Source organism: Rhodococcus sp. MurmanLake-1 (assembly GCF_056945715.1).
Map to the genome: position 1 here is coordinate 25,079 of NZ_JBWZNF010000017.1, position 15,556 is coordinate 40,634.

At 61.5% G+C, this 15,556-nt stretch carries 17 protein-coding genes; 5 read left to right on the forward strand and 12 right to left on the reverse strand.

Features of this window, described 5'->3' with window-relative positions:
* Position 1 precedes the first annotated feature (1 nt).
* From AC2ETI_RS29230 to AC2ETI_RS29255, 6 genes are all read right to left on the reverse strand, one after another.
* Positions 2–937 carry a C39 family peptidase gene (locus AC2ETI_RS29230; RefSeq protein ID WP_051636648.1) on the reverse strand — a complete coding sequence of 312 codons (936 nt, stop codon included), beginning with the start codon at positions 935–937 and terminating at the stop codon, positions 2–4.
* Between the two features lie 80 nt (positions 938–1,017).
* The gene (locus tag AC2ETI_RS29235) at positions 1,018–1,659 is read right to left on the reverse strand and encodes a hypothetical protein (RefSeq protein ID WP_051636647.1); all 642 of its coding nucleotides are present in this window, start codon (positions 1,657–1,659) and stop codon (positions 1,018–1,020) included.
* A 902-nt stretch (positions 1,660–2,561) separates the two neighbouring features.
* Entirely contained in the window at positions 2,562–4,241 is a 1,680-nt protein-coding gene (locus AC2ETI_RS29240) for a hypothetical protein (protein WP_051636646.1), read from the reverse strand.
* 154 nt (positions 4,242–4,395) lie between these two features.
* Complete coding sequence (locus AC2ETI_RS29245; RefSeq protein ID WP_051636682.1) at positions 4,396–5,055, reverse strand: TetR/AcrR family transcriptional regulator; 660 nt, start codon at positions 5,053–5,055, stop codon at positions 4,396–4,398.
* Positions 5,056–5,760: 705 nt separating this feature from the next.
* Positions 5,761–7,638, reverse strand: a complete 1,878-nt coding sequence (locus AC2ETI_RS29250) for an alpha/beta fold hydrolase (protein ID WP_244891543.1) — start codon at positions 7,636–7,638, stop codon at positions 5,761–5,763.
* Positions 7,635–8,234: a TetR/AcrR family transcriptional regulator gene (locus AC2ETI_RS29255; protein ID WP_030003040.1), complete on the reverse strand. Its 600-nt coding sequence runs from the start codon at positions 8,232–8,234 to the stop codon at positions 7,635–7,637. Before AC2ETI_RS29255 ends, AC2ETI_RS29250 begins: the two co-directional genes overlap by 4 nt.
* Before the next feature lie 415 nt (positions 8,235–8,649).
* Here AC2ETI_RS29255 and AC2ETI_RS29260 point away from each other — a divergent pair, with 415 nt between their 5' ends.
* On the forward strand, positions 8,650–9,015 hold the full coding sequence (locus AC2ETI_RS29260) for a 5-methylcytosine restriction system specificity protein McrC (protein WP_144440172.1): 366 nt from the start codon (positions 8,650–8,652) through the stop codon (positions 9,013–9,015).
* 402 nt (positions 9,016–9,417) lie between these two features.
* Here the strand turns inward: AC2ETI_RS29260 and AC2ETI_RS29265 are convergent, their stop codons facing one another.
* The gene (locus AC2ETI_RS29265; RefSeq protein ID WP_030003039.1) at positions 9,418–9,714 is read right to left on the reverse strand and encodes a YciI family protein; all 297 of its coding nucleotides are present in this window, start codon (positions 9,712–9,714) and stop codon (positions 9,418–9,420) included.
* Between the two features lie 1,634 nt (positions 9,715–11,348).
* Between AC2ETI_RS29265 and AC2ETI_RS29270 the strand changes: the two genes are divergently transcribed.
* Positions 11,349–11,750, forward strand: a complete 402-nt coding sequence (locus tag AC2ETI_RS29270; RefSeq protein WP_030003037.1) for a transcriptional regulator — start codon at positions 11,349–11,351, stop codon at positions 11,748–11,750.
* 849 nt (positions 11,751–12,599) lie between these two features.
* Here AC2ETI_RS29270 and AC2ETI_RS29275 read toward each other — a convergent pair.
* Both AC2ETI_RS29275 and AC2ETI_RS29280 read right to left on the reverse strand, forming a co-directional pair.
* The gene (locus AC2ETI_RS29275; RefSeq protein WP_030003036.1) at positions 12,600–12,920 is read right to left on the reverse strand and encodes a type II toxin-antitoxin system PemK/MazF family toxin; all 321 of its coding nucleotides are present in this window, start codon (positions 12,918–12,920) and stop codon (positions 12,600–12,602) included.
* On the reverse strand, positions 12,917–13,228 hold the full coding sequence (locus AC2ETI_RS29280) for a hypothetical protein (protein ID WP_051636644.1): 312 nt from the start codon (positions 13,226–13,228) through the stop codon (positions 12,917–12,919). Before AC2ETI_RS29280 ends, AC2ETI_RS29275 begins: the two co-directional genes overlap by 4 nt.
* A gap of 10 nt (positions 13,229–13,238) precedes the next feature.
* Here AC2ETI_RS29280 and AC2ETI_RS29285 point away from each other — a divergent pair, with 10 nt between their 5' ends.
* Together AC2ETI_RS29285 and AC2ETI_RS29290 are read left to right on the forward strand one after the other, a co-directional pair.
* Entirely contained in the window at positions 13,239–13,400 is a 162-nt protein-coding gene (locus AC2ETI_RS29285) for a protein-tyrosine phosphatase family protein (protein WP_158510669.1), read from the forward strand.
* Positions 13,401–13,526: 126 nt separating this feature from the next.
* On the forward strand, positions 13,527–13,700 hold the full coding sequence (locus tag AC2ETI_RS29290) for a helix-turn-helix domain-containing protein (RefSeq protein ID WP_338051112.1): 174 nt from the start codon (positions 13,527–13,529) through the stop codon (positions 13,698–13,700).
* A 144-nt stretch (positions 13,701–13,844) separates the two neighbouring features.
* Here AC2ETI_RS29290 and AC2ETI_RS29295 read toward each other — a convergent pair whose 3' ends face one another.
* The 3 genes from AC2ETI_RS29295 to AC2ETI_RS29305 all read right to left on the reverse strand — a co-directional run bounded on the left by AC2ETI_RS29295 (position 13,845) and on the right by AC2ETI_RS29305 (position 15,188).
* Positions 13,845–14,330 (reverse strand): DUF6301 family protein, encoded by a 486-nt coding sequence (locus tag AC2ETI_RS29295; protein WP_030003033.1) that lies wholly within the window; start codon positions 14,328–14,330, stop codon positions 13,845–13,847.
* Positions 14,331–14,500: 170 nt separating this feature from the next.
* A complete protein-coding gene (locus tag AC2ETI_RS29300; protein ID WP_030003032.1) occupies positions 14,501–14,893 on the reverse strand; it encodes a hypothetical protein in 393 nt (130 codons plus the stop codon).
* Positions 14,883–15,188 carry a hypothetical protein gene (locus tag AC2ETI_RS29305; RefSeq protein WP_144440173.1) on the reverse strand — a complete coding sequence of 102 codons (306 nt, stop codon included), beginning with the start codon at positions 15,186–15,188 and terminating at the stop codon, positions 14,883–14,885. The genes AC2ETI_RS29300 and AC2ETI_RS29305 overlap by 11 nt, the downstream gene beginning before the upstream one ends.
* A 132-nt stretch (positions 15,189–15,320) precedes the next feature.
* Here AC2ETI_RS29305 and AC2ETI_RS29310 point away from each other — a divergent pair, with 132 nt between their 5' ends.
* Positions 15,321–15,524, forward strand: coding sequence for a hypothetical protein (locus AC2ETI_RS29310; protein WP_030003030.1), 204 nt, complete (start codon positions 15,321–15,323; stop codon positions 15,522–15,524).
* The last annotated feature ends 32 nt before the right edge of the window (positions 15,525–15,556 follow it).

Here is a 15,556-nt window from a genome sequence, read left to right on the forward strand (position 1 = left end):
GTCATCGATGCGTCAGGGTAATGATCGCCCACGGCCTCGGAGCCAACGCAGCGACGGTCGGATCGACCGCGGAATCGGCAAGGTCGGCATCCGGCGCATCGGCGACGAGCATCTCATGCCCGGAGTCTGACCACGCATCCTCGAACCTGTCGATGGGGACCTCGAGTTGATTCCCATCCGGATGGCCAGGATCGGAGAGGATGACCACGCCACGTTCGGTATCGATTCCGGCGACTACAAGCGCATGATCCGGGGTGTCGTCTTCGACGGTTTCCTCACCGGGATACCAGATCTCACCGGAGTCGACCATCGCAACCACCCCATACCCGTCGGACAACTTCTCTTCCAGATCGCTGATCGAACTGGTTTCGAGATGGCACGGCACCCCTTGGTCCTCCATGAGGATTTCCATGCTCTTCGACGTCATCCCCTGCGACGGATCACCGTTCGGGAACAAACCGAGCTCGAGCGCACGGTCGACGAGCTGCTGCGGGTCGCTGATGTCGAGACCCGTGTATTCGGAAACGATCTGAGCGACGGACGACGGGCCGCAGTATCCGTCGACCTCCTGGTAAAACCAATCCGCCGTCCATGCGGTGGGCGTTCCGTATGTTCCGTCGTCAGGGCTCGGGGTTCCGTCGGTCTCTGGTGCCGGTGCCTCGGCGGGATCGGGAAGTGAGGCATCGTCACGAGGCGGGGGAGCGGGTGGCTCGGGCGACGGTTCGATGTCTATGTCGAGTTCGGGGACAGTCATCGTAGGCATGGCTGGCATCTCATTCGGACTAGGTACCGCGTCCGGAGCGTCGTCCCACATGGTGGGCATCGCAGGCATGTCGATCCCGGCGCTGTCCCCGAGGACATCGGCCCCGTCATCGGTCGGCGTCGGGTCGCCGGCGTAATCGGTGTCGGCGAGGTCGGTGCCGAAATTCTCGTCCATGTCTTTCCCATCAGATGTCGGCACCGAAGTGCGAATAACGAATTGCCCTGCAGAACAGCGAAACCGAAATCAGACTTCAGTCAGAGATCTATCGCGTCGGGAGCTGGTGGCGCGGTGTCAGGGGTCTCGGCGGGATCAGTGAAATCGGGTACCGGATTCCACTGACCGGTCTGACCTGGATCGGTGACGAACTCGTCGGCGAAGCCGTCGCCGTCCACGTCGATGCCCGCGAAGTCGAGAATTCCGTCATCGTTGGTGTCCACGATGACGGTGTCGACTCGGCCGTCGCCATCGGAATCGAAGTCCGCCTCGTCTGCGAGACCATCGAAGTTGGCGTCGAGGACGACACCGTCGATGCGGCCGTCGTTGTCGACGTCGATCTGGGTGACATCGGCGTATCCGTCGCTGTTGCTGTCGATATCGATCACGTCGAAACGTCCATCTCCTGCAGTGGATGTTTCCACGACATCTGCGACTCCATCACCGTCGACGTCGTGCGTGATCTGATCGACGTCACCGTCACCGTCCAGATCGATCTCGATGGTGTCGACGATGCCGTCGCCGTCGAGGTCGCGCGCCGAGCCGAAGCCACCTTCGGCGCCGGAACCCGATCCCGGAACTGTTGAAGGGGCCGCCGTGTCCGCGCCGCTGTCAGTGAAATGGGCGTCCTCAGGATTGCCCGTGATCTGAGGATTCGAGGAGGTGCCGCTCGGAGTAGCCATCGCAGAAGTCCCTTTCGCTGTGGTGTGACGCAGCGACCCTTTCGCTGATGTCGACAATCAGATGCACCACAACCACAGAAAGTTCCCGAGTGGATGAAATTGGTTGGTTCTGTAGGTTTTGCCCACCACTGAAGCAGGAGGTTCTCCTTAGCCGGAGGATCGTTGTCGGCTCCAGCATGTCGAGCAGTTCGGCCGCGATCATTCTTCGCTCGGTCGCGGCCGACCTTCGCCAGTGCGCCTCCCTGCACATTCGACACATGATCGGTGCCACCACCCCACAGGTAATACACATAACTGCGCTCGGGATGACTGTCAGAAACGCAGACACGCTCCGATGGAGAGATAAAGGGTGAGCCAGGTTTCTGGGACCCATCACAGTTCGGCAACCGGAGGAAGGATCTAGGTCCGGCCACCCAAGAGAACGCCGAAGCCCCTGCGGGACCTTCCGATATCGGTTCGTGCTGGGGGGAGTGGCGTTGTCTCATCCGTCGATGCCTCAGAAACGGCGTTGGCCCCGACACCTCAATGCATCACCGACGTTAACGGACCAACCCCAGAAGGGCTTTGGTGGCCGAAAAGCCGCCCGCGTTACTCGGCCAGGCTGCGGCCGGTCGATGGTGAGATCGGATGCGTCGAGGTTTTCGGCGTTGGATCGTTTTCTCGGAGGCTATGTCGTCGTATTGCCGTCGTACACGGTTCTCTGCAGCAGTGCATGATTGCCGACCAAGCGGCTGCTGTGTGTGAACGGGCGTTATTGGTCCAGCTTGCGCCCGGAATTCGATCTAGACATTCTCGTAAAGGTGGGGTGGGTAAGAAATCCTCCTACCCAACCCACCCTTGTTACCAGCGTCCCGTCACATTCTTTTGACAGTCATGATGCGGTGGCCTTCCCACGAACGTCATCACGAGGTGGGTGCGTCTTCCGGAGGCAGTAGGTGGGGGCATGTCTGTGCACCGGCCGCGCGCGCTGCTCGTTCCGCCGGATAGCCACCCGCGAGTTCCTCACGGGGGGTACTGTCGAGGGCGAGCAGCGTGTCACCCATGACCAGCGTCTGTTGGTGCATCCGTTCGAAGTCGATCGCGTCGGCGCCGAACGACGGAGCCCACAGGGACCACGGTCCGGAGATTCCTCCGATGGTCGGAATCAGTCGCTTGTGGAAGCTTGTGCCGAGGCCGCCGAAGCTGCAGAACATGGGCACTCGGGCCGGTTGCGGCTTGTCGAAGCCCCGCAGAACTGCCGTTCGGTCGAGGGGATGAGATTTGACCGCTGCTACCAATGCGTTGACCAGTGCTGGACTTTCCGTTCCGGCGAACCAGGAGTACGGCTCACCCGCCCCGGTGAATTCGAGTCGTTGACCGGGGCCGTCCGTTCGATCGACAGGCAGAATCTCCCGCGTGCCCATGTGCTCGACGGAGAAGTCGAAGGCGACGGATCCGCCGTCGTATTCCTTGTCCAACTCGCTCGCGTATCGATCCGTTCCCTCTTGCGACATGTGCAGATGTGCACTGGCGAAGACGAACTCATAGGTACGCGGACGGCATTCGAGCGGCAGACGCGAAAGATACTGCGCAAGTGCCAACACTGCGGCGCTGCCATTCTCCTGCACCCAGGTCGCCCCGTCGGTATGGGTGTTGATCACGATCTTTTCTGGGCTCTGCCCCGGGATCGTGGCGACCAGGTTTCGGGTAGGAGCAGTGTCGACGTCCGCCAGAACAGAGATCTTCGCTTCGGTTCCGGATTCTGCCAACTGCTTGAGGCGGACCGCTTCGTCGACGCCTGCCCACACCGCGGGCACAGTGAAGTGCGTGCCGGTGTGGGGGTCGAAGTAGCCTTGAATCTGTTCTGCAGGAACATTCCACGCGAGAATGAGCCCGGCTGCGCCCGCGAGTCCTGCTGCCAGCGGATCGTTTTCCAAGGCCGCGGTGAATGGGCGTTCGTAGTCACCCGCCAGCGGGAAGTCGGGTGTCATGTAGTGAGAGAATGCAGCGAAGGTCGCATACGGCACTGCTGGGCTCTGGACGTCGCGAATCACGATGCGCCCCTTTGAGTTCTCCGGTGTGATCGCGGTGCCGGGTGGAAGGTAGACCAGCGGAGCCGTACGACCTTCCTCGCCCGTAGGCAGTGAGTACGGGACCGCGCCTGCGGTCCGAAGGACTTCGGGTGCAGCATCGGGCTGCAGCACCGCCAGCGTGCCGGCCGCCACCAGGTCGCGGCCAGGGCCGTCTGTCGCCAGTGGCGACGGCTGCCAGCGCTTGATCTGATACTCGTCCGATGCGATCTCGACGCCTGGTAGTGCACGCATGCTGTCTTCGACCCAGTCGATCATGCTCTCGTGCTCGGCACTCGCCGTCGAACGGAGACCGAAGCCGGCAATCTTCGCGTTGAGTTCGCGCAGATCGTCAGCCGTGGCGAACGATGCCGGATCGATCGATTCGGGGCAGGCCGCGACAGGGCCCGCCGAACCGAACGAGCCTACGGAACCGGTTGAACCAGTGAATGGTTCCGCGTTCGCTTGGGCGAGGCTCGTGATTACGAGCAGTGTGGATGCCGCAATCGCGGGGATCACGCGACGAAGGATCATGAGGGAGTCTTTCTGTTCGAGCTATAAAAGTTACAAGGGTTTCTTTTATGCAGGTTCGTATGACGCAAGTCACGCCGAACTTCTTCGAGAAGCGCCATCCAGGAACTTTGCGGCCCGGTAAGGCGCAGTTCGATACAGCTCAGTGCTGCACGGTTCAGTGCGACACGGCTGAAAGCATGGCTTCGACCCACACGCCGGCCTCCACCGAAAGCGACTCGATCGACCCGCTTCCCGGCTCGTCGAGAGCATCGGACGCTAGCTGCCGAATTGCATATACGGCGCCGACATAAGCGCTCAGCGGAACTCGCGGATTGCCGGGGGCTCGCTCCCGCTCCGCTTTCAGTACTTCTGACATCCCGACCAGTGCCGCTCTTCGTTGCTTGCGCGCACGTCGCCCGAGCGCGTCCATCTCCACTTGAAATGCCCGGGCGACAACAGGGTCCGCGTTAAGCGCACTCAGATAGCCCTCGACGATATCGGAGATGGCGTTGCGGTCCCAAGCAAAGGTGCCGACGGGCAAGATCTCGCGGATACGAGTGAGTAGAACTTCGATGAACCGCCCGTACGCGGCAAAGACGCACGCATCCTTGTCGGGGAAGCACTCGTAGAACGCGGCTGGCGAAATCTTTGCTCGCTTGGCAATCTGACGGACTCCGACACCCTGATAGCCCGACTCCGCCATCAGTTCCGTCGTGGCGATCATCAACCGCTCACGCTGCGCAGTCAGAACGTCTTCCCTGCTCAGTTCATGTCTACCTCGCGGCAAATCGGGTGGAGTCGTGAAGAACACGCCCTCGGTAATTCTCGCCGTCACCACCCCGCCTCTCACCGCAGCATCCTCGACCTGACCGAAGTGAGAGTAGTCAACGGACCGCTGCGCAGTCATTTTCCCCGAGGCGCGGAGCCGCGGTTGTCACCACCCGTTCCCGGCAGATGCATCGCGTGGTGCGTCATGCCGGTCCATGCGGGCGCCTGGTTCTGTTGGTAGCAGAGAAGGTTGTATCGACGAATATGCCGAACGATGCCCGCCCCGGTCACAGTTTCCACCATCTGTTGACCGGGGTTATACACCGTCGACGACAACCAACTTTTAGGAATGGTTTCTTTGCTCCACGACACCGAGAAGTTAAAGATCGAACCGTCCGCAGCAGCCAGCCTCCCTGGAGCCTTCCAACTCGTAGCGCTCTTCGAGCTGGGGTGAGTTGTTCGCATTGACCTCAGAACGATTCAGCAAAGCAACGCATATTGCCTGGGCGACCGGCGGTGGATTCGTCCCGGACGCAGAAATGGAGAAGTACATTGCACGAGGAAGGGCAGCGTTCGTCCAGACAACCCGGATGAGAACGTACTGCGGCGCCCTACGCCCCGACGCCCCGAGTGAGGCGTTGAGACGGACGGCCGCGAACTAGTCGGGTGCCTGCTTGCTGAACTGGATCAGCAAGTGGGCAGCCGCATTGGGGAGTGCGGAATCAGTGCCGGCGGCCGGGAAAGCGTGGTGTTTCTCGGTTGGCAAACGCGGTCAAGCCTGCGCGGGCGTCATCGGAGTCGAAGGCCTGTTGCCCGTAGAGGGCCCCGGCGTTGAAGGCGGCTTCGAGTCGCATGTCGCCGAGTTGGAGTGCTTGAACAAATCGACGAGAGCATCGGTATGGGTTAGTTGCGGATGGTGCCCGGCACCCGGCAGCGAGATCAGCTTGATGTTCGGAAGTGACTCGAGCTGCGCAACCGCGGCCGGGTCGATTGGGTCTTTGCTTCCTGTGATGATGCGGACCGGGCCACTGAATCGCCTAAGCGCTTCTTGGAGTTCAGCACGCCACCGCTTCGATCCCGCACGGGCGAGATGCTCGGCCACGCTCTTGGAACTGCTTCGCTCGAGGTCACTGAGACTGGAAACGAGAGAATCCGCGCTCGCTTCTGATCCGGTCAGTTTGCGTGAGAGCCGTGCCGGGTCTGCGTGTCGCAAGTAGGCGCGTACGAGCGGCTTCAGTCTGGCCGAGGCACCCATCGGGGCCTGGAGGAAGAACGGTGCGATCAACGTGAGGGACTTCACCTGCGCCGGGAACCGGTCAGCCGCAACTACTGCAGCAGCCGCACCGATGGAGTGGCCGACGAGGTCAGCAGGTTCACCAGCTACTACCGCCGGCAGCCACTCATCCCAGTCCTGAACGCCGGCCCCGCTACTGAGGCCGAGCCCGGGCAAGTCGACGACCCGCCCCTCGATGCCGGCAGCTACCTCTGCCCACGTGTCCGCGTTCACGGGCAAGCCGGGAAGAATCACCCGACTCGATCCTCGTACGCCGAGCTCAAATGTCCTCAGGCCGCCGACGTCGACGAATCGACGGTCGGCGGACATGACGGCACCAAACCGATGCGCTGCCAGGTAGTCGGCCCACCGTTCGAGGGACACCAGCACGTCGGGCATCAGGATCCCGTGTCTGTCGGCGAACTCGACGGCGGACTCTGTCGGATAGCGGTCGGCGGACATGAAGGTGAGGGTCTCGGGATCGGCCTTGGTGATCTGCTGCGGGAGCCGCTTGATGACGCCGATCGGAATCCTGACCCGCGGGACCTTCGCACCGAGATGCCGACCGACGTGTGTGAGCAGGTCCGCTAGCGGTGGGGTGTCGTCGTGGAGAACCCAGTAGGCCATGCCCTCAGCAGCGGGATCGACCGCAGCTGCCGTCATGAAGGCCGCCAGATAGTCGACCGTGACGATCGGGAGAAACGTCGATTCGTTTCCAGGCAACGCTGCTGCGGTGCCGTTCCAAATCTGCTCGACTGTGCTGGCCAGCCCGATGTGCTGGTCGGATTCCCCGGTGGCGCTGTCGCCGATCACGCTGGACGGATTGACAATGGTCCAGGGAACTCCGTGCTTGAGGGCTCGGGCCTGGAAGATTGCGTCGGATTCCACTTTTGACGCTTCGTAGGCGCCAAGGTCCTTGTAAACCGCGGTGCGGTGATCGTCGGGCCATGGAACCGTTGTGGGGTCTTGTCCGCCGACGCGGTAGCCCGACACGTGGATCACGCGCTGCAGGTTGGGGAGGTCCTTGGCGAAGTCGATCAGCTTCTCGACGATGCCGACGTTCGCGCTGCGTGCCTCCTGGGCGGTCATTCCGAATCGGTAGGACCCGGCGCAGTTGTGGATCTCTGTGATGAAAGGGAACGCCGATGGGCCACCCGCGACGATTTCAGGAGCGTCGAAGTCGACGATCGTCGTGCTGATGCTCCGCGTCAGGCCATGCTCTCTGACCCATCGCTCGACACGGGCCCCGGACTCGGCGGTCCGAACTGCCGCCGTGACGTTCGTACCAGCCTCGGCGAGGGTCAGGACGAGGTGCCGACCGACCAGACCTGAGGCCCCGAAGACCAGGGCGTGACGGGAGACGTCGCGTGGAGTCATCGCGTTCCGCCAACGGTCTGGCAGCGCTGGTTGATGAGCTCCGCAACGATGTCAGCGGCCGAAATCAGGGGTTGCGTGTTTTGCGTAGCGCGAGAGACGATGACCGCCCCCTCGATCGTCGACACAACAACGGTCGCCAGGGATCGGGCCTCGTCGGGGACAACGCCGCTGGCCTCGAGAAACGCGGTTGTCAGGGCGATCCACGACTCAAAGGCAGCGGCGCACGCCTGCCGCAGACGCTCGTTCTCCGCGCCCATCTCCAGGGTGACGACAGAGACCGGGCAACCCCGCCGGAAGTTGCTCTCGCTGACGATGGTCGTCAGGGCCTCGATCGCGGCGCGTGCTGCCTCGGCCGCATCGACCCGGGAAATCGCGGCCTCTGCAATCAGCGTCCCGAATGCCTCCGTGGCGAGCTCAATCGCTGCGACGCCCAGGCCTTCCTTCCCGTCGGGGAAGTGGAAGTAGATCGACCCTTTCGGCGCTGCGGCGTGTTCGATCACGGCGTTCAGGCCCGTCCCGCTGTAGCCGCTGGTCTGGATGAGCTCGAGCATGGATTCTGCGAGCCGTGCCCTTGTCAGGTCTCCTTTGGATGCCATGAAGCCAATAATAGACCGGTCTACATATTATTTTCAACCGAGAGAATACGTCGACAAAGTTATGGAGCGTGTCGCGCAGGAGCGGGGGAGCCGGTCGGGAGAACCCATGCAGTGATCGTGCAAGTTTCCCCGGTCGGGATCGTCTTCGGACGGCACCGTGGATCTCGATGCTCGGTACGGTCGTGCTGCTCTGGAGAAGAGCCTGACCACCGGTGAATGATCCAGTCATGATGACCCTTTTCGAGCGGCCACCATGCGGTCACCGCTGTGCCGGTTGTCTGGTGTGCCGACCGCAGGTTGCGTTGACGCCGGAGGGTGGGTGCTGCACCGTTCGCGGCCACCGGGCTGGTCACGGTCACACCCACGACCATTCCCGGCGCGTTCGCACTGACCGCCGCCGAAGAAGATCGGGGCCGTGACCATCGATGATCTCACTGTGAGGGTGGAACCGAAAACACCGATCAGCCGCGTGATGTGGATGATGGGCTACGCCGGTGCTCCCGCGTGGTGGTCACAGCACACCGCACTCGCCGACACGGATACCGACCGGGTCGCGGCGTTGGCCGAAGTGTTCGTCGTCGCCGCCGAGCGCGCAACTGCCCGCGGGTTGCTCTCCGGCTACCGCGAAGTCGAAGACTCGGGCCCGGTCCTGCGCGGACGGCTACGGGCGGGCGATCAGATCACCCGACGATTCTTCGCTCGCACTGCCTGTGGAGGTTCGCTACGACGAATACGGGCGAAGACATCGCCGAAAACCAGCTGCTGCTCGCCGCCACCGTGATCCTGCTCGGTTCCGCGGTAGTGCCGCCTCGTCTGCAGACGAGGCGGGCCAGGGGGCGCCGCGCCCTCGCCGACGTCACACCGCCCAACCCTGGCGCCGAACCGCCGCCGGCATGGTGCGGGCATGGTGCGGGACATCGGTCCAAGTGTCGGTCGTCCCTCCGGTTTCCCGTCAGGCCAGACCTGCCCGGTGGGCGACAATCGCCGCCTGGACACGGTTATCGGCATGGAGTTGGACCAAGGTGGCGCTTACATGGGCCTTGACGGTGCCCTCCATCAGATGCAGCCGTCGCGATCTGACCATTGGACAGGCCTTCCCCCAGCAGTGTGAGGACGTCCCGCTCACGGCTCCTCAGTCGCTTTACTCTCGACTTGATCTGGTTGAGGCCGAGCGGGCTTGGGATCAGGGGTTGGCAGGGGAGCCAATGGTGCCGTGAACTGGGCGCCATTGTTCTATCGAGGTGTTCTCGATGAGGTTGTGTTGGGCGAATGGGTCTTCCAGTAGCAGTGCGTTGAGGTTTTCGATCGAGTCTGATTTGAAGATGAGGAGTCCGCCGTTGCCGCTGGCAAAGGGGCCGGAGCATTGCACGATGTTCCGTTCTAACAGGTCGGCGAGCCAGGTGTTGTGCGCTGGTCTGTGGTTGCTGCGTGCATCTGCTTTTGTCTTGTCGAAGGCGTGGGTCACGGCGAATGTTTCCATGTCTAGTCTTCCAATTATGTTGTAGGGGAGCGGTTTAGCGTGTGCCCGCGATTGCTGTCCTGGTGGCCGGGATCTGCTGGGCGGGGTTGAGGAGGATCGAGCGGGCGATCGGGTCTGCTTGGAGCAAAGTTCGGGAGTTGACGCCGGGGCGAGCGCCGATTGCGGTGACCCACTGGACTGATTCGATGGGTGGGCCGAAGGACGGTAGGTCTGCAATCCGGATCCTCGTGAATGGCAATGTGGTGAATAACAGTTCCGATATCGGGGGTTATGACGTTCGCGGCGGAACTGCAGTCAGCTACCCGTGGACCGCCGGGGACAGGGTGAAGGTTCAGTACAAACGAATCAGCCAGTTCGGCACCACTATCTTCACACGAAGCGGCTTCGCCGTTCTGCAAAAAAGGGTGCCACTACCGGGATTCGGTGGGGGCGTCTTTTGCTGTTTCATACGGCGTGATGGGCCGAATAAACAGGGCCGAGTTGGTTGGCCCCACAGTAGAGGTGGGGGCTCTGTTAGGTCTTCAGCGGACGAGGCGGTGCCCGAGAGGTACGCCGAAGGGCTGAGCCGCGGCTAGTGAACCGAGTGATCGGGCTACGAAGGCGATGACGAGAGCTCCGGTTGTGAGGCCAAGCGCTTTCCGTTTCACGACATCTCCGTTTCGAGGCCCGTTAGATTCTGCAGGTTCCGGTCGCAGAAAGTTGCCAAGGGTAACTAGGTCCGGGCTTTTCATTCTGTAACAGGGCAGCCCCGACGGCCACACAAGATAGGGGACCGTCAGGGCTGGTAAACGAACAACAGCAGCGCTATGCGTTTACAGTCCGACCATACCTGCAACGGTAGCCGTATCGTAACTTTGGGGTCTTTTTCAACTCCGACTTCACCCTCTGCCGCAATTAGGCGGGGTGCGTGAAGCGTGAGCTCACAGTGGCAACCCGAGACGAAGTCGAGAGCGACTCTCGGATCGAAATGACATCCGCAGGACAGGAACTTCGGTGATCTTGCTGCAGCCTCAGCCGTTCGGCCGGCGAGATCCATGGGCCGTCGTAAACCACGCTGCTGCAGCGTCGGCATTGCGTGCAGTATGCACCGTTCTTCATCAGCTAATACAACTCTCGCTGTCCGGGGCCCGACCCGTGAAAGATCTTAGTCGGCGCAGTCGAGGCGAGAGCTGTCAGCTCGGGACTGGGCAGCGTGGCTGACCGTGTTACCGGCGTCGAAGTGCCGCGGCAGCGGTATACCGCATGAGGGGAAGGCCAAAACTCAATCTCGTCGGGCATTTTCAAGATCCTGAAGGGCCACCAGCGAGTGTGTGATCAGCACGCTGGCGGCCCGGGGTGCGCCGAGAACCGAGGCGGAAGCGGCGCACCGTTTATGGTGCCCTGCCGACTATCTGGGGGGGGAGATCGCGTCGGCAGGGCATACGCCATACCCGAAGTTGAGGGTTCGAGCGATGCCGCCGACGAAAATCTACGGATCCGAGGGTTCCGATACCAGTCTTCGCGGCGTCACAGATACTTGAGTGTTGAACTATCCCAATTCATGGACAGCGCACGGGTACAACTGATCCGAGCGCGAAACTCTCGAACTGTTTCGCTGCGCGAATGTTCAGAAATTCCGTGGGAAAATAACGTCCATGGCTTCAGGATTCGCAGCTTGGGTTCGAGACCAAATCGCAGCCCGCGGCTATGAAAGTCCAGAGGAAGCAGCTCGGACGCTCGGTGTGTATCCATCGCAGATGCGTCAGTGGACAACAATCGCGCGGTCCCCGACCCCGCAGGTGCTGCGCCGCGTCGCAGCGTTGTTCGATGCGACGGTGCAGGAAGTGTTGATCGCCGCCGGGTTCATGACTGAAGATGAAAACGTGCCATTGTCACCGACAAGAGTGTCGCTGCAGCAATTGTCGAACAAGCAGATTCTCGACGAGATTCGACGCCGAACTGCCGGAGACGTGGGAGGGCCGCCGATTCCTGTGCGCGTGGACGGAGTTCTTTATTCTCCAGATGGCCCGCCCACAGCGTCCGTCAGTAACACCTAGGCGGGCCGCACACGCCGAGCCGGCAAAGGCGAACGTGCACGAGCGATACTACTTCGCGGGTATGGGGCCGAACCACGATTGGTGGTTGCATACGGTGCTCTTGTATCAGGCAGGCACTTCGCCTGCGGATCCATAGCGTCTCTGACTCGACGTGGCGGCGCGAGCGTTGGAGAGACCCACCCCCGGCGAGTACACAGCCGGAGGGCAGGCCTTGCGCGGCCGAACTGACCACTCAGAATCGCCGCAGCAACGAAATGCTATCCAATTTCCGCGTTCAAAATGCCAGATAGTACTTCGAGTTTGCGATCCAAGTGCGAAAATTCATTGCCGATAACTTGTATCCAGTCGTACTGGAGCTCGCATATACTGCGCTACAGTGCATCTGGACTTCATGGGCGAATGCTGTCATAGGTCGGACCGTTGTCGTCCAAAGATTCCTCGGATAGCATTTTCGGACAGGACTATTCGTCTCCGAGTGTGGCTTGTCCAAGCCGCCGGAGCCGCCGCTGTCCCGCTCCTCCTTCGATCGAGCCGAAGATGGTGAGCGAACAGATCGTGCCACAACCACTTTTTGTCGCCGATGATCTGCTACCGCTAATTTGCAATAGATAGCCACCCCGTCGTGGTGGGGCTGGAAGTGAGCCACAGGATTACTCGCCGGATGGTGAGGCCTGTTGCTCGCGTCATTTCACGAGATCGACGAACCGGGCGATTGAACTTTTACGTTTCGTCGAATACTCGCTGGTTCCTACCCTGGCTTGCGCCACCGTGGTGGCGCTGAACGGTGTCCGCGACAGATATCCGCCCGCCTCTTCGATCGCTTGAATTCACCGACCCGATAGTTGCCGCTCAGGGCAGTCCGAGTGCGATCGCGAGTGCTTTGTTCAGTTTGACCACGGTGGCGGGGGAGAGCGATCCCGCGGGCCTGCTTGCGGCGATTTCGTCGTCGAAGAGCTGGATGAGGTCATCCGCCAGGATCGAACCGACGAGAGGATCGGCGGCCCCGAGGGTGACGGCTGTCGGAACGCCGGGCTTCGGTGTGGTGGTCACGCGTGCGGCGAGGACTGTGTTCAGGTTGCGGTTGCGGACGTTGTTGGACACCACCACCCACGGCTTCTCGCCATGTCCCATATCGAACCAGTAGATCTGACCGCGAAGCGCGGCCGTCATTCGTTGTAAGCCTGGTCGACACGCTCGGCGTAGCGATTACGACGTGTTCGCTGCTCACTCAGACCCTCCGCTTGATCCTTGGCAAGCTCGGCATAGCCTGCCTCGAGCGCCTTCTCGCGCAGTGATTCGGCGCCCGCACGCAGCAGGGCTCGGGCGATCCCGGATTCGGAATTGTCACGGATGGTGATGTGCTGCTGCTGAGCCCATTCCCGCAGGATTTCTGCTTCGCGCCGTTCGGGGTCGGCGAACAGGGCGAGTTCCGCCTGGTCGTCGCTGTCGAGTGTTACGGGCAGCCGTTTCACATCCATGTTTCATATTATGACTCACATTGTGTGTCACGGCAATGAGTTTTCCGACATAGCCGAATTGTCGGAGGCATTGGTGCGGGCCGTACTGCTGCACTCCTACGCCGGGTCAGGACGCTCCGGCATCTTCATCGGATTCGGCTCAGCACCGGTACGCCCACTGACCGCTCTCTAACATCACCGTGCCGGCCTGCCCCCTGTCCGGGGCCGGGCCAATACGACCACGCCGCGTGGCAAGCTGATCTTCCACATCTTCGGCGCCCTAGCGGAATTCGAGCGTAACCTCATCCGTGAACGCACCATGGCAGGACTGTCCGCGGCTCGCGATCGCGGCCGCGTCGGAGGCCGGCCATCCTCGCTGACCGCAGCGAAGAAGCGGCAGGCGAACAAAATGCGCGGGGACGGCGTATCCATGACCGAAATTGCGGAAGTGTTGAACGTCGCCCTCAGCGCCCTGTACCGGAACTTGCAGTGAGAAAACAACTTTGACGTGATTTAGCGGGTTCGTGACTCGCTGAACAACTTGGCAGGGTTTTCTTCGAAGCTGACCTGCAGCCGCTATACCGGCCGCTGGAAAAACCTGTTCCCGCACCGGATGCGATCTCGCCGACCTCGATCGCTAGTCCTCGTACTCCGGTTCGGGCTCATCCACCCATGCCTGATACCCCGGACTCGTCAGTCGCAGGTGGATCGCGCTGGGGCTCATACTGAGTATGACGACCACTTTGGGCAGGTCCCACCGGATAGTTGCCTCAGGTCCGGGCTCGGAGTACGTGGGTATCGGAAGGACGGAATTCAGTGCCGCAGTGAGATTCGCGAACCCTGCGTTCCGCAGCGGGCGCACGACTGTCATGGGCGTAGCATCATCTGCCACGTCCGTGACGAAGATCGAGATCCAATCCATTCTGTGTTGCCGCCCAAACATGTTCGCCTTCGGCCGACTGACATGCAGGTTCGTCCTTATCGAGGCGCCAGCATGCCTGAGTTCGACGAGCTCCCATCCAGCCTGTGCGCAGAATGGTTCCAGGTCGTCGACGGCCCAGGTCCAGTCGAATTCTGCGGCGAGGCGGGCGATCCGGGTGGCGCCTTCGATGTCGACGTGCATGTGTGGATGCTAATTCCTTGTTGCTCGTTTTTGACGAAGGCCCAATGCCGCACAGTGGCGCCAAAACGAACGATTCTGAGGCACTGCCGTCGGTACCTCAGAGACGCATTCGGTCCTAATCCGCCTTCCCACATGCGTACTTCAATGCCTCTGCACGATCACATGGCTTGTCAGTTGCGGTCGACCGACTCCCAATCCAGTGCGTCAAGCTCGGTGTAATCGCCTTCGAGCCAGGCCCACAGCAGGGCCACGATCTGTGCTTCGTCGTTGACGACAGCCTGCCTGCTCGGAGCTGGCGGCGGCGCATCGCACCATTCGAGGTCGAAGTCGGTGGCGCTGTTGCGATAGGCCTGGATGAAACCGGGTTCGTCAGCTCGGGCCACGACCATGAAGGTGTTACCCCGCTGCAGTTCGATGCAACGCACCCAGTACTCGAGGTGCTCACGGGTCAGTGTCGTCAGCTCTAGGCCGCCCACACTCACGTCGAGATTGCGGTGGATGACAGGCACCGGATCCGGCAGACGGTCGTCCCACGGTCCGGCGAAGCGCGGATCAGAACTCATCTTCGTACTCCCAGCCGTAGTGCACCTGCGCGTGCGACACCAGCTGGGTAGCCCGCGCCGTCAGCATTTTCTCGAAGTCGGGCGCCCAGCGGTAGAACCCGCTGAAGATCAGCTTGTGATCGCCGGAATCGGCGTGCACGGACAGGTCCGCCCCCTTGCCCCGCATGCTGACGAATACTTCGTCATCCATTCGATGTTCCCGCATGACCTTGGTCAGCAGCATCGTCATGCCAACCTGCTCCCGGTCGTCGCGCAACCCGGAGATTTCCACGTGGACACCAATTTGCACAGACACGCCGCCGACTATATCCGCGCCCACCGACACCTCCGTCGCTGCGAGCCTCTGAGGAACCGAACTGATTCTGGGCACTGCCGTGGGTATATCCGATGAGATCGCGAGCTGCGAGCGGACCCGACCCGAAGCCATTTGGCTCGATCCTTAGAGTTCACTTTTCTCTACGACGGTGCTGCGCAACGCACAGCGGAGTATCCGACCTTGGAGGAAGCGATCCGGAGTATCGAATTGGGCCAGGTCGATCGCACGCTGTGGAGCATCCAGTACATGGATCGTGAGGGCGGAACCCGGGTCTACCGTTTCGCCGCGGAGCGCGGCGACAGTGATGAAAGGTAGAACCCGCGCAACTGAATGCACGGACCGAGAAT

Bases quoted from the DNA above. Each gene is read 5' to 3' on its own strand.
- AC2ETI_RS29230 (WP_051636648.1), bottom strand. From the start codon at position 937: ATGGACGAGAATTTCGGCACCGACCTCGCCGACACCGATTACGCCGGC.
- AC2ETI_RS29235 (WP_051636647.1), bottom strand. From the start codon at position 1,659: ATGGCTACTCCGAGCGGCACCTCCTCGAATCCTCAGATCACGGGCAAT.
- AC2ETI_RS29240 (WP_051636646.1), bottom strand. From the start codon at position 4,241: ATGATCCTTCGTCGCGTGATCCCCGCGATTGCGGCATCCACACTGCTC.
- AC2ETI_RS29250 (WP_244891543.1), bottom strand. From the start codon at position 7,638: ATGACTCCACGCGACGTCTCCCGTCACGCCCTGGTCTTCGGGGCCTCA.
- AC2ETI_RS29255 (WP_030003040.1), bottom strand. From the start codon at position 8,234: ATGGCATCCAAAGGAGACCTGACAAGGGCACGGCTCGCAGAATCCATG.
- AC2ETI_RS29265 (WP_030003039.1), bottom strand. From the start codon at position 9,714: ATGGAAACATTCGCCGTGACCCACGCCTTCGACAAGACAAAAGCAGAT.
- AC2ETI_RS29270 (WP_030003037.1), top strand. From the start codon at position 11,349: ATGGCTTCAGGATTCGCAGCTTGGGTTCGAGACCAAATCGCAGCCCGC.
- AC2ETI_RS29275 (WP_030003036.1), bottom strand. From the start codon at position 12,920: ATGACGGCCGCGCTTCGCGGTCAGATCTACTGGTTCGATATGGGACAT.
- AC2ETI_RS29280 (WP_051636644.1), bottom strand. From the start codon at position 13,228: ATGGATGTGAAACGGCTGCCCGTAACACTCGACAGCGACGACCAGGCG.
- AC2ETI_RS29285 (WP_158510669.1), top strand. From the start codon at position 13,239: ATGACTCACATTGTGTGTCACGGCAATGAGTTTTCCGACATAGCCGAA.
- AC2ETI_RS29290 (WP_338051112.1), top strand. From the start codon at position 13,527: ATGGCAGGACTGTCCGCGGCTCGCGATCGCGGCCGCGTCGGAGGCCGG.
- AC2ETI_RS29295 (WP_030003033.1), bottom strand. From the start codon at position 14,330: ATGCACGTCGACATCGAAGGCGCCACCCGGATCGCCCGCCTCGCCGCA.
- AC2ETI_RS29300 (WP_030003032.1), bottom strand. From the start codon at position 14,893: ATGAGTTCTGATCCGCGCTTCGCCGGACCGTGGGACGACCGTCTGCCG.